The sequence below is a fragment of the Kitasatospora sp. NRRL B-11411 genome (assembly GCF_000721345.1).
Lineage (GTDB): Bacteria > Actinomycetota > Actinomycetes > Streptomycetales > Streptomycetaceae > Kitasatospora > Kitasatospora cineracea.
Genome location: NZ_JOGH01000158.1, coordinates 1 through 11,975 on the forward strand (window position 1 = coordinate 1; position 11,975 = coordinate 11,975).

Sequence of the window (11,975 nt, forward strand, 5' to 3'; positions counted from 1 at the left end):
GCCTCCCGTCCCCCGCCTCCCGCCTCCCGGAAGCAGCCCACCGGCTCCCGGAAGCGATCCGCCGCCTACCGGTCGTAGTCCACCGTCACCCGGTCGGAGACCGGCCGGGCCTGGCAGGTGAGGACGTAGCCGGCTGCCAGTTCGGCCTCCTCGAGGGCGAAGTTGCGCCGCATCTCGACCTTGCCCTCGCAGACCAGGGCCCGGCAGGTGCCGCAGACGCCGCCCTTGCAGGCGAACGGCAGGTCGGGGCGGGCCCGTTGGGCGCCGTCGAGGATGGCCCGGTCGCGCGGCAGGGCCAGGGTGCTGGCGCGGCCGTCGAGGACGAGGGTGACCTCGCTGGCGGCGGCGTCCGGTTCCGGTTCGGGGTGCCGCTGCTCGACGATGCCGTCCTCGTCGTCGTCCGCGTGGAACAGCTCCTGGTGCACCCGCCCGGCGGGGACGCCGAGTTCGGCCAGCAGCTGCTTGGCGCCGGTGACCATCGCGTAGGGGCCGCACAGCCACCAGTGGTCGACGGCGGGGGTGTCGACCAGGGCGGTCAGCAGGGCGGCGACCCGCTCGGGGTCGAGGCGGCCGCTGAGCAGTTCGGCGTCGCGGGTCTCCCGGGAGAGCACGTGGACGAGCTGGAAGCGTTCCAGGTAGCGGTCCTTGAGGTCGGCCAGCTCGTCGGCGAACATCACCGTGTCGCTGCGCCGGTTGCCGTACAGCAGGGTGACGGTGGAGTCGGGGTGGCCGGCCAGGACGGAGCCCGCGATGGAGAGCATCGGGGTGATGCCGGAGCCGGCCGCGAGCAGCACGTGCGCGCCGGGCACGGCCGGGTCGGCGGTGAACGCCCCGGAGGGGGGCAGCACGTCGACGGTCTCGCCGGTCTTCGCCTCGCCGACCAGCCAGTGCGAGAACAGCCCGCCGGGCACTTCGCGCACCGCGATCCGCAGCGGTCCGCCGACCGGGGAGCAGAGCGAGTAGGAGCGGCGCTCGTCGGCGCCGTCGACGATCCGGCGCAGGGTCAGGCTCTGGCCGGGGCGGAAGGCGTACTCCTCGGCCAGGTCGGCGGGGACGTCGAAGGTGACCGCGACGGCGTCCTCGCAGAGCCGTTCCAGGGTGCCGATCGGCAGCGGGTGGAACCGCGGGCGGCGGACGGCCATCAGATCTCCTTGATCCGGTCGAAGGGTTCGCGGCAACTGCGGCACCGCCACAGCGACTTGCAGGCGGTGGAGCCGAACCGGGAGAGCTCCTCGGTGTCCTGGGACCCGCACTGCGGGCAGGCGGTCACCAGTCGCCGGGTGGGGCCGAGTTGCAGCAACCCGCCGGACTGCCGCATCCCGCCGGGAGCGGGCGGGGCGATGCCGGCCGCGGCGAGCTTGCGGCGGCCCTCGGCGCTGATCCGGTCGCTGGACCAGGGCGGGTCGATCCGCAGCCGCACCTCGACCCGGTCGAACCCGGCGGCCCGCAGCCGGCGGGACACGTCGGCGGCCATCTCGGCGATGGCCGGGCAGCCCGAGTAGGTGGGCGTCAGCCAGGCGGTGACCGCCCCGTCGGCCTCCTCGACGTCGGCCAGCACGCCCAGGTCGGCCAGGGTCAGCATGGGCAGTTCGGGGTCGGGCACGGCGGCGGCGACCTCCCGGGCCCGCTCCAGCACGGTGCTCACCACGTCGCCCCCGGGTGCGCCCGGGCCACCACCTGCAGCTCCGCGAGCAGCGGCCCCAGCGCCTCGGTGTGCACCCCGTGCCGCCCGGCCCGCCCGTCCACGTACGCCCGGCCCGCGGTCTCGGGGACGGGCAGCGTCGCCTCGGCCAACACCCGTTCCAGGGAGGCGAATACGGGCGCGCGCAGCTCGGACGGGTCGACGCCGAGCCGCAGTTCGACCTCGTGCGGGGTGAACAGCTCCTCCAGCCACGGCCACAGCGCCTCCAGCGCGGCGAGCATCCGCCGGTGCGACTGCTCGGTGCCGTCGCCGAGCCGCACCGTCCAGGAGCTCGCGTACTCCCGGTGGTACGCCAACTCCTTGACGCCTAGCGCCGCGACGGCCGCCAGCACCGGGTCGGCGTGGTGGGCCAGCCGCCGGTACAGCTCCTCCCGGGCGGTGGCGAACAGCAGCAGCCGCACCACGCACTGCGCGAAGTCGCCGTTCTCCAGCTCCACCAGCCGCACGTTGCGGTAGTCGAAGTCCTCGCGCCAGTAGGCGAGTTGGTCCTCGCCGCGGCCGCTGCCGTCGAGCTGTCCGGCCCGGGTGAGCAGTCGGCGGGCCTGGCCGAGCAGGTCGAGGCCGAGGTTGGCGAGCGCCACCTCCTCCTCCAACTCCGGCGCCCGGGTGATCCATTGGATCAGCCGCTGGGAGAGCACCAGCGCGTCGTCGCCCAGCATCAGGCAGTACGCGGCGAGGTCGGCCGGGTCGATCCCGGCCGGCGGCGCGGCGTCCACCCCCAGCAGCGGATCGGCGAACCCCGTGCCGTACGCCCAGCGGGCCTCGCCGTCCGGCTCCGGGCCCGCCTCGGCCAGCGAGAGGTACACGTGTTCGTCGGTCATGTCGCCTTCCCTGCCAGTTCGTTGACGGTGCGTCAGATGTGCGGGACGTCCTCGGGGATCGGGTAGAACGTCGGGTGCCGGTACACCTTGTCGCCGCTCGGCGCGAAGAACGGGTCCTGCTCGTCCGGGCTGGACGCGGTGATCGCGTCCGAGCGGACCACCCACAGGCTCACCCCCTCGTTGCGCCGGGTGTACAGGTCGCGCGCCGCGAGCAGCGCCATCTTGTCGTCCGCCGCGTGCAGCGACCCCACGTGCACGTGGTTCAGCCCGCGCCGGGGCCGCACGAACACCTCGTACAGCGGCCAGGAGGCCCGCTCCCCGTTCATCCCTCGTTCTCCTTCCGCGCCGCTCGTCCGGCCTGCTTGGCCGCGTACGCCGAGGCCGCCTCGCGCACCCAGGCGCCGTCCTCGTGGGCCGCCCGCCGCCGCTCGATCCGCTGCGCGTTGCACGGGCCGCCGCCCTTGATCACCTGCTGGAGCTCCGACCAGTCCGGCTCGCCGAAGTCCCAGCTGCCGCGCTCCTCGTTCCAGGCGAGCGCCGGGTCGGGCAGCACCACGCCCAGGTGCTCGGCCTGCGGGACGGTCATGTCGACGAAGCGCTGGCGCAGTTCGTCGTTGCTGTGCCGCTTGATCCGCCAGGCCATCGAGCGCTCGCTGTTGGGCGAGGCCCCGTCCGGCGGGCCGAACATCATCAGCGACGGCCACCACCAGCGGTCCACCGCGTCCTGCACCATGGCGCGCTGCGCTTCGGTGCCGGCCATCAGCGTCATCAGCAGTTCGTAGCCCTGCCGCTGGTGGAAGGACTCCTCCTTGCAGATCCGCACCATCGCCCGGGCGTACGGCCCGTAGCTGCACCGGCACAGCGGCACCTGGTTGCAGATCGCCGCGCCGTCCACCAGCCAGCCGATCACGCCGACGTCGGCGAAGGTCAGCGTCGGGTAGTTGAAGATCGACGAGTACTTCTGCCGCCCGTCGATCAGCTTCTCGGTCAGTTCCGCGCGGTCCACCCCGAGGGTCTCGGCCGCCGCGTACAGGTACAGCCCGTGCCCGGCCTCGTCCTGCGCCTTGGCGAGCAGGATCGCCTTGCGCCGCAGCGAGGGCGCCCGGGTCAGCCAGTTGCCCTCCGGCTGCATGCCGATGATCTCCGAGTGGGCGTGCTGCGCGATCTGCCGCACCAGCGTCGCCCGGTACGCCTCCGGCATCCAGTCGCGCGGCTCCACCCGCGCGTCCGCGGCGACCACCGCCTCGAACCGCGACTGCGCCTCCGTGCTGGCCTCCACCGCCCACCTCCCGACTGACCGTTCGGTCGGTTCCATTCTGTACACAGGGACCGGGCGGTGGCAAGGAGGTCGGGGCCCGGTGATCGGGCACAGCAGGCACGGTGATCGGGAGCGGCAGACCCTGTGATCGAAAACAGCCGACCCGGTGATCGGGCCCAGCAGGCCCCGCGATCGGGAGCAGCCGGCCCGGTGATCGTGGAGACAGCCGGAGGCGGCGGCCGACGACCGGGGCCCGGGGGACGTGCCCCCGGGCCCCTGGTGCGGTCGGCCGCCGCCTCCGGCCGGTCCTCAGCGCTCGCGCAGGCGCGGCAGCGGCACCGCCAGCAGCGCGGCCAGCAGGGCGATCCGCGGGCCGAGTTGGTCGACCCGGAGGTGTTCGTGGCGGGCGTGCGGACCGGCGCCGACCGCACCGAGGCCGTCCAGGGTGGGCAGGCCCCGCGCGCCGGCCAGGTTGGTGTCGCCCGCCCCGCCGGCGGGGGCGCCGTCGAGGTGCTGGCCGAGGGCGGCGGCCAGCGAGCGGACGTGGCGCAGCAGCAGGTTGCCGGAGCGCTCGGGCCAGGCGGGGCGGCTGGAGAGCACCTCGGTGCGGACGTCCGCGCCGGGGCGGGTCGCGGTGAGGTGGGCGAGGGTGTCGAGGGTGCGGCGCTGGGCCTCGGTGGTGGCGAAGCGCAGGCCGAGTTCGGCCTCGGCGTGGCCGGCGATGACGTTGGCGCGGGTGCCGCCGTCGATCCGGCCGGTGTTGAGCTCGGTGCCGGGCTGGCGGGCCAGGCCGCGGACGGCGATCAGCTGGTCGACCAGTTCGTCGATCGCGGAGAGGCCGTCGGCGGCGTCGAGGCCGGCGTGGGCCTCGCGCCCGGTGACGGTGAGCCGGACCCGGGTGGAGCCGCGGCGGGCGGTCTTCAGCCGGCCGTCGGGGTGGCCGGGTTCGAGGCCGAGGACGGCGGCGGCGCCGCGCAGGTGGCGCTCGACCAGGCCCCGGCCGTCGGGGCTGCCGATCTCCTCGTCCGAGACGATCACCATCCGGACCGGGCGGTGCGGGCGCTGTCCGAGGTCGGCGAGCAGCGCGAACGCGCCTTCCAGTAGGGCGAGTCCGCCCTTCATGTCGAGGATGCCGGGGCCGCTGAGCCGCCCGTCGCGCTCCTCGACCGGCCAGTCGGCGAGGGTGCCGACCGGCCAGACGGTGTCGTGGTGGCCGACCACCAGCAGGTGCGGGAGGTCCTCCTGCTGTCCGGGCCAGTCGAGGACGAGGTGGTCGCCGTGCTCGCAGGGGTGCCGGACGGCGGTGGCCCCGGTCGCGGCGTAGCCGGCGGCGAGCTCTTCGGCGAGGGCGTCGAGCCGGGGGGCGTCACCGGAGGGGGATTCGATCCGGGCCAGGTCGGCGCAGCGCTTGCGGACGGCCGCGGTGAGGGTGCGGGCCCGGCTGGTGAGGGTGCGCGGCAGGCCGGGCAGGGCGGCGGTCGGGGTCACCGCCGGTGCGGCGGCGGGCAGTTCGGCGGCGGGGGGCGCCGCTGCGGTGGCGGCGGAGGTGTCCGCGGCCGCTGTGGCGGGTGGTTCGGCGGTGTCCGCGGCCGCTGCGGCGGGGGCTCCGGCGGTCACCGCGGCGGACGTCCCGGTGGGATGCGGCTCGGGGGCCACGGTATGCGGACTCACCGTTCACCTCCGGCGGGTCGCGGGGCACTCGGCGGTATCGGCGGGGCGGGCGTCCAACGGCTCCTGCCCGGGGTCGGGCTCGGTCGCGGCGTACGGTACGACCTGGGGCTGGGCAACACTGCGTCCTCCTCGCTCGGTCCACGGCTCCGGCTCGGCCCGGGGCGCGGGGACATCGGTCTTCTGTTCCTCGGCACGGGCGGGCACCGTAACAGGGGGCCGATGAGCGAGCCTAGAAGATTGGTTCGCCTCCCTGCGAGGTGGCCTGCCGCTCAGCGCGCCGCGGCGGGTCCGGGTGCGTCCTGCTCCTACCTTGGACCCCCGGGGGAGGTTCGGCAGCGCGAATCGCCCACGATCGAGCGAACCCCGCCCGATGGGTGACCGTGAATCAGCCTTTGGTACCAGTCGGGGCGTCCGCGGCCGGGCGCGCCGGAGCCCCCGCCGCCGCGCCGAGCGGGGGCAGGGGCTCCGGGCGGGCCGTGAACGGCCCGGTCAGTCGCGGGACTTGCCGAACACCAGCCGGTAGGCGATCAGCAGGACGAGTGCGCCCGCGATCGCGGCGATCCAGGTCGGCAGGTCGAAGAAGCTCACGTTCACCGACTTGTGCAGGATCTTCGAGGACAGCCACCCGCCGATGAAGGAGCCGGCGATGCCGATCAGGGTGGTGACGATGATGCCGCCCGGGTCCTTTCCGGGCAGCAGGAGCTTCGCGATGGCTCCGGCGAGGAGCCCGAGGATGATCCAGCTGACGATTCCCATGGCCTTCTCCTGCCCTCCGTCACGGCGGGCAACCTCCCGTGCCCGCTCACCGGGGGTGACGCTCGTCTCCACCCACCCGGTTCCGGCCACCGGCGCGACGGGCCGTGCCACCGGGCCGTGGCACTCCGCGGCTCACCGAGCCGTGCCACCGGACCGTGCCACCGGGCCGGGACGCTCCGCGGCTCAGCGGGCCCGGGGCAGCGGCACCGCCTCGGGGCGGTAGCGGACGGTGGTCGCCATCCAGTGCAGCAGCGCGTGCGCGAAGCGGACCAGCGCCCGCACGTAGCAGCGCACCTGGGGCGGCCAGTGCGAGCCGCGGGCGATGCCCTCGGCCAGGAACTCCAGGGTGGTGAGCTCAGCCCCGCAGAGCGCGGCGACCTGGGCGGCCGCGGCGGCCTGCGGCAGCCGCTCGTGCACCTCCAGCGCGCACAGCAGGTTGTTGCCGTGGCCGGTGGCGGTCTCGGCCCGGTACGAGCAGAGGTCGTTGGCCCAGCCGACCAGGTGGTCGAACCGGCTGCGCAGGTCGACGAGTTGGGGGTGGTGGTGGAACTGCTCGGGCAGGTCGAGGCGGTGCGCGAGCTCGACCGTGCCGGCCGCGCAGCGGGTGGCGCCGCCCCGCTCGCGGTGCGAGAGGTACTGCGGCACGGTGGGGGTGGCGCCGCGCAGCCGCAGGAAGTCCAGCGAACTCTCCAGGTAGCAGCGGAAGTCGGCGGTCTGCCGGGCCCGCCAGGCCGGTCCGGTGAGGGCTACGCTGTCCTGCCAGAGGGTGCGGAAGGCCCGGGCCAGGGCGGTCCGCGGGGCGGGCGCGACGGCGTCGGGGGCGAGTTCCGGGGCGAGCAGCGCGGCGAGTTCGCGGACGGTGCGGTCGGCCTCGTCGGACGGGTCGCCGAGCCAGTGCCGGTCGAAGTGGTCGTCGAGGATCCAGCCGAGCAGCAGCCACTGGGTGGCGGTCCGCAGCCCGGGCCCGGCCGGGAGGTCGCCCCAGCAGCGCGAGGCCAGGTCCAAGTGGCCCTGTTCCAGCAGGCGTTCGGTGCCCTCGTGGTCGAGCAGGCCGGTGCCGGCCAGCCAGTGCGCGAGTTCCTCGCGCAGCGCGTCGGCGTGCGGGTGCGGCGCCGGAACGGGGATCCGGTCGAGCAGGCCGGCGAGCGGCCCGCCGGACGGTCCGGCGGGCTGTCCGCCCGGTTGTCCGGCCGGGAGGCGCTGCGCGGTGGCTCGGCTCATGGCGGGATCCTCCGGTCCGCTCGGGTGCGTGGTCGCCGCGTCCGGGATCGCCGGGCGCGAACGGGGCGGGCCGCCGCGGACGCGCCCGGGCCGGCGGGCCGCCGGAGCGCACGCACCGGCCGAGCGACCGGGGCGCGCGTCAACTTCCCGCCGGGGCACGCGTCAACCGTCCACCAGGACGGACCGGCCGCCGACGGGACGAGTCTGCTGGAACACCGGGCCCGGGCTCCGCAGAACCGTCGGCCGTTCCCCCGCCCGGCGGATACCACCGCTCATCCGACGATCAGCCCGCGACCCGCCCCCGGGGCACCCGTTCCAGGGTGCACCGGCCGTCCCGGCAGGTCCGCCGCAGCCGCCCCCGGGAGAGCAGTTGGAACAGCCCGACCGTCCAGCACAGCGGACAGCCCCGCAGCGCCACCAGCCCGACCGGCACGGCGAGCAGCACGACCGGCCCGAACACCGGCAGCAGTCCGAACCCGGCCGCCACCGCCCCGAACCCGACCGCGCCGCGCAGCAGATGGCGCGGCAGGGTCGCACTCGCGTAACCGTCCCGCCCGACCCCGGCACGCCCCGCACCCCCGGCGCCCCCGTCCCGCCCGCTCACCGGACACCGCCGCGCCGGACGGCCGGGCCGCCGAACCTCCGCCCGGCCTGGCCGGTGCCGCGCTCGAACTCTCCGGCGCTTCCACCGAGTTCGGCCCGGACGGCGGCCCGGGCCCGGTGCAGCCGGGACTTCATCGCGGCCGGGCTCAGCCCGAGCGCCTCGGCGACGGCCCGGCCGCCGAGGCCCTGCAGGTCGCGCATGATCAGCACCCGGCGCTGGTCGGCGGGGAGGGCGGCGATCGCGGCGGCGACCCGTTCGGTGTCGAGCCGCCGCAGCGCCTCCTGCTCGGCGGAGTCCGCCGTCCCCGCCGGGGGTTCGACGGCGGCCGCCGCGGGCCGCAGGGCGCGGGCCCGCCGCAGGCACTCGTTGCGGACGATCCGGAACAGCCAGGACGCGAGCGCGCCGGTGGCCCGCAGCATGCCGATCCGCCGGTACAGCACGATCAGCGCCTCCTGCGCGGCGTCCTCGGCGTCCTCGGGGCCGGGGCACAGCGTGTACGCGAAGCGCCGCACGTGCGGGTCCGCCCCCGCGACCAGCACCGCGAGCGAGTCGCGGTCCCCGTCGCGGGCCGCCGCGACCACCTCCGCGCCGGGCCAGCGGGTCTCAACCACGGCTCCCCCGCCTCCGCTTGAGCACCAGCAGGCAACTGCACAGCAGCACTGCGCCCGCACCGGCACCGACCAGAACCGCGACCATCATGGCCTCCTCGGGACTCGCCCCGTCCGGCGCGGTCCGCCCGACGGGATCGCCCATAAGAGCCCCGGCCCGCCGGAAAGGATTCACCCCTGTTCCGGCCGCGCCCGCTCCCCTCCCCCGACGGGGCGTCAGCCGTCGATCTCCGCCCGGCTCCGCTCCACGCAGAACTCGTTGCCCTCGATGTCCGCGAGCACCACCCAGCCCGTCCCGTCCGGCCGCCGCTGGTCGGCCACCCGGGTCGCGCCCAGCCCGACCAGCCGCTCGACCTCCTCGTCCCGGGTCCGCCCCTGCGGCTGGAGGTCGAAGTGGATCCGGTTCTTGCCCGCCTTCTCCTCCGGCACGGTCACGAACAGCAGCCCCGCGGCCTCGATCAGCGCCTGCGGGTCACCGGGGAAGTCCTCCTCGTGCAGCGGCTGCCCCAGCACCTCCGACCAGAAGGAGGCGAGGCGGTAGGGGTCGAGGCTGTCGATGGTCACGTGCTTGATCACAGAAGTCATGCGGGGGATTCTCGACTGCCGGAGTAAGGAGTGGCAACCCGATTCCCTCCTGTCGCCGCACTCGGCGACCGGGCCCGGCGACCGGCCCCCTCGACACCCTCGGCACCCTCCCGCCCGGCGGGGGCGCGGTGTTACGGTGCGGATCATGCCCGAGAGCCTCTCCACCGCCAAGGCCGAACTCGACCGGCTGACCGCCGAGTTCTTCGGCGCCTTCGACAACCGGCACGGCGGCCCCGCCGACGTGGGCCGGCTGCGGCGGCTGATGCTGCCCGGCGGGGTGATCGTGGTGACGGCGCCCCGGTACGCCGCGTACGGCGTCGAGGAGTTCATCGGCCCGCGCGAACTGCTGCTCTCCGACGGGCGGTTGACCGACTTCCACGAGTGGGAGGTCGACGAGCGCACCGAGATCGCCGACGGCGTGGCCTGCCGGATCGGCACCTACCGCAAGTCCGGCCTGCTGAACGGCGAACCGTACGAGGGGGGCGGCACCAAGACCTTCCAGTTCGCCCGCACCCCGGACGGCTGGCGGATCACCGCCTTCTCCTGGCACGACGAACCGTAACCGCCCCGCGGACCCGGGCGCCCGGCCTCACCGCACCGCCCCCGACGGGGCCTTCGCCGCGCGGGCCGTCCCCGTCACGGCCGTCACGGCCGTCATGGCGAGGGCCAGCAGGGCGAGGCAGGCGACGGCGGCGCCGTAGAGGGTGGTGGTGGGGAGCAGGCCCAGGTGCGGGGCGGCGAACCCGGCGGCCACCGCGGGGGCGCTGAAGGCGAGGTAGCTGAGGACGTACACGGCCGCGAACAGTTCGGCGCGTTCCGCCGGGGCGGCCAGCGGGGCGATGCCGGAGAGCGCGCCGAGGAAGGTCGCGCCGAAGCCGAGCCCGGCCACCGCGGTCATGACGAAGAACAGCGGCGTGTCGCGGGCCTCCAGCGCGGCCAGGGTGCCGAGCACGCCGAGGGCCAGCGCGACCGTCCCCGCCCGGAGGGCCGTACGGGCGGGGCGGCCGCGCAGCAGCAGCGAGCCGAGCGTGCCGCCCGCGGTCATGGTGGTCACGACCAGGCCGCCGACCAGGTGGTTGTGCAGGTGCAGCACGCCGACGGCGAGCGAGGGGCCGAGCGAGAGGTAGAGGCCGCCGAGCGACCAGACGGCGATCAGCGCGGGGGACGCGGCGGCGAAGGCCCGGCGGGCCGCGCGCGGGACGCGGGCCCGCGGCACCAGCGCGAGCAGGGCGCCGGGGCGCCGCTCGACCGTCTCGGGTATCAGGGACAGGGCCACGACGGCCAGCAGGAACCCGGCGGCCAGCAGCGCGAAGACCAGGACCCGCGGGGCGGGGCCGTACTGCACCAGCAGGCCGGAGCCGAAGGCCCCCACCGCCAGGCCGAGCGTGGACGCGGCGCCGTTGATCAGCGCGCCGAGCCCCGGGGAGCGCTGCGGCTGCAGGTCGACCAGGGCCGCGGAGAGCGCACCGGTCGCGGCGCCGGTGGCGAAGCCCTGGACGGCGCGGGCCACGAGCAGCGTGCCGACGCCGTCCGCCCCGGTGAACAGCAGCATCGCGGCCGCCTCCAGCAGCAGCGAGCCGTAGAGCAGCGGCTTGCGGCCGAGGAAGTCGGACAGCCGGCCGACGGTGGTCAGGGCGAGCAGCAGGAACACCGCGTAGACGGCGAAGACCACCGTGAGCGTGCCCGAGGAGAAGCCCCAGGCCGCCTGGTAGACGACGTACAGCGGGGAGGGGGCGGCAGCGGCGAAGGTCAGCAGCAGCATGGCCGCCGCGACCAGCCAGAAGGCCGGAGTGCGGGACAGCCGGCGGGAGTTCGGCATCGGGAACCTCGGTGGCAGGGCGGTCGGGGCCCGGAAGCACGGCCCCTTAAGGCGAAAGGGTTGGCTTTAGTGGATGCTAGGCGACCACCCGACACTAAAGCCAATCGTTTTGCCTTAACATGGCGTTTCCGCCGGGAGCCCGGACCCGGAGCCTTAGCATGGGAGGGTGAACAGCCAGCCCCCGGCCCCGCCCCCGCACCCGGCCGAACCCGTCCGCCGCACCGGCGGACGCAGCGCCCGGGTGTGCGCCGCCGTGCACCAGGCCGTCACCGAACTGATCGCCGAGAACGGCGCGGAACAGGTCACGATCCCGGCCGTCGCGGCCCGGGCCGGCGTCAACCCCACCTCCGTGTACCGGCGCTGGGGCGACCTCAACGGCCTGCTCGCCGACGTCGCCAGCACCCGGCTGGCCCCCGACGACCCCCCGCCGGACACCGGCACCCTCCGCGCCGACCTGCTCCAGTGGGCCGAACGCACCCGGGCCGCCGTCACCACCCCGGAAGCCCGCGCCCTGCTCCGCCACTCCATCGGCCAACTCGCGACCTGCCCCGGCACCACCCCCCGGATGGCCGCCCGCGAACAGCAACTCGCCACGATCTTGACCCGCGCCGAGGACCGCGGCGAACCCACCCCCACCCTCACCCAGGCCGTCGACCACCTGATGGCCCCGCTCTACTTCCGCGTCATCCTCAACCTCGGCCCCGTCGACCCCGCCGACACCCGCCGCCTCGTCGACGACCTCCTCCACCACCACACCGGCCGATGCCCCACCTGACCCCACCGGGCCCCACACGACAGCCGATGCCCCTATCTCTCCCCTGCCGCCGAGCCCCCGCACCTCCACCTCTGCGACAGCCGAAGCCCCTCCCTTCCCCCGCCCTCCCGCCGCCGGAACCCTCCCCCCTCCCCGCACGCCCACCTCTGCGGCAG

At 75.3% G+C, this 11,975-nt stretch carries 14 protein-coding genes; 2 read left to right on the plus strand and 12 right to left on the minus strand.

What is annotated here, in order from left to right; translation table 11 throughout:
* Positions 1–65: 65 nt before the first annotated feature.
* The 11 genes from paaE to IH44_RS0136390 all read right to left on the minus strand — a co-directional run bounded on the left by paaE (position 66) and on the right by IH44_RS0136390 (position 9,226).
* Positions 66–1,142 (minus strand): 1,2-phenylacetyl-CoA epoxidase subunit PaaE, encoded by a 1,077-nt coding sequence (gene paaE, locus IH44_RS0136340; RefSeq protein ID WP_030464104.1) that lies wholly within the window; start codon positions 1,140–1,142, stop codon positions 66–68.
* Positions 1,142–1,648: a 1,2-phenylacetyl-CoA epoxidase subunit PaaD gene (gene paaD / locus IH44_RS0136345; RefSeq protein ID WP_030464105.1), complete on the minus strand. Its 507-nt coding sequence runs from the start codon at positions 1,646–1,648 to the stop codon at positions 1,142–1,144. Before paaD ends, paaE begins: the two co-directional genes overlap by 1 nt.
* Positions 1,642–2,523, minus strand: coding sequence for a 1,2-phenylacetyl-CoA epoxidase subunit PaaC (paaC, locus tag IH44_RS0136350; RefSeq protein WP_030464106.1), 882 nt, complete (start codon positions 2,521–2,523; stop codon positions 1,642–1,644). Before paaC ends, paaD begins: the two co-directional genes overlap by 7 nt.
* Before the next feature lie 32 nt (positions 2,524–2,555).
* The gene (gene paaB / locus IH44_RS0136355) at positions 2,556–2,849 is read right to left on the minus strand and encodes a 1,2-phenylacetyl-CoA epoxidase subunit PaaB (RefSeq protein ID WP_030464107.1); all 294 of its coding nucleotides are present in this window, start codon (positions 2,847–2,849) and stop codon (positions 2,556–2,558) included.
* On the minus strand, positions 2,846–3,838 hold the full coding sequence (gene paaA, locus IH44_RS0136360; RefSeq protein WP_051818048.1) for a 1,2-phenylacetyl-CoA epoxidase subunit PaaA: 993 nt from the start codon (positions 3,836–3,838) through the stop codon (positions 2,846–2,848). Before paaA ends, paaB begins: the two co-directional genes overlap by 4 nt.
* 252 nt (positions 3,839–4,090) lie before the next feature.
* Complete coding sequence (locus IH44_RS0136365; protein ID WP_198545100.1) at positions 4,091–5,452, minus strand: M20 family metallopeptidase; 1,362 nt, start codon at positions 5,450–5,452, stop codon at positions 4,091–4,093.
* Positions 5,453–5,941: 489 nt separating this feature from the next.
* Positions 5,942–6,208 (minus strand): GlsB/YeaQ/YmgE family stress response membrane protein, encoded by a 267-nt coding sequence (locus IH44_RS0136370; RefSeq protein WP_030464110.1) that lies wholly within the window; start codon positions 6,206–6,208, stop codon positions 5,942–5,944.
* Positions 6,209–6,391: 183 nt separating this feature from the next.
* Positions 6,392–7,429, minus strand: coding sequence for a terpene synthase family protein (locus tag IH44_RS0136375; RefSeq protein ID WP_030464111.1), 1,038 nt, complete (start codon positions 7,427–7,429; stop codon positions 6,392–6,394).
* 283 nt (positions 7,430–7,712) lie between these two features.
* Complete coding sequence (locus tag IH44_RS0136380; protein WP_030464112.1) at positions 7,713–8,033, minus strand: hypothetical protein; 321 nt, start codon at positions 8,031–8,033, stop codon at positions 7,713–7,715.
* Positions 8,030–8,644: an RNA polymerase sigma factor gene (locus IH44_RS0136385; protein ID WP_081967341.1), complete on the minus strand. Its 615-nt coding sequence runs from the start codon at positions 8,642–8,644 to the stop codon at positions 8,030–8,032. The genes IH44_RS0136380 and IH44_RS0136385 overlap by 4 nt, the downstream gene beginning before the upstream one ends.
* A gap of 213 nt (positions 8,645–8,857) precedes the next feature.
* On the minus strand, positions 8,858–9,226 hold the full coding sequence (locus IH44_RS0136390) for a VOC family protein (protein WP_030464114.1): 369 nt from the start codon (positions 9,224–9,226) through the stop codon (positions 8,858–8,860).
* A 145-nt stretch (positions 9,227–9,371) separates the two neighbouring features.
* Here IH44_RS0136390 and IH44_RS0136395 point away from each other — a divergent pair, with 145 nt between their 5' ends.
* Complete coding sequence (locus IH44_RS0136395) at positions 9,372–9,788, plus strand: DUF4440 domain-containing protein (protein WP_030464115.1); 417 nt, start codon at positions 9,372–9,374, stop codon at positions 9,786–9,788.
* Between the two features lie 27 nt (positions 9,789–9,815).
* Here IH44_RS0136395 and IH44_RS0136400 read toward each other — a convergent pair whose 3' ends face one another.
* Complete coding sequence (locus tag IH44_RS0136400) at positions 9,816–11,045, minus strand: MFS transporter (protein ID WP_030464116.1); 1,230 nt, start codon at positions 11,043–11,045, stop codon at positions 9,816–9,818.
* 166 nt (positions 11,046–11,211) lie between these two features.
* Between IH44_RS0136400 and IH44_RS0136405 the strand changes: the two genes are divergently transcribed.
* The gene (locus tag IH44_RS0136405; protein ID WP_030464117.1) at positions 11,212–11,820 is read left to right on the plus strand and encodes a TetR/AcrR family transcriptional regulator; all 609 of its coding nucleotides are present in this window, start codon (positions 11,212–11,214) and stop codon (positions 11,818–11,820) included.
* Positions 11,821–11,975 lie beyond the last annotated feature (155 nt).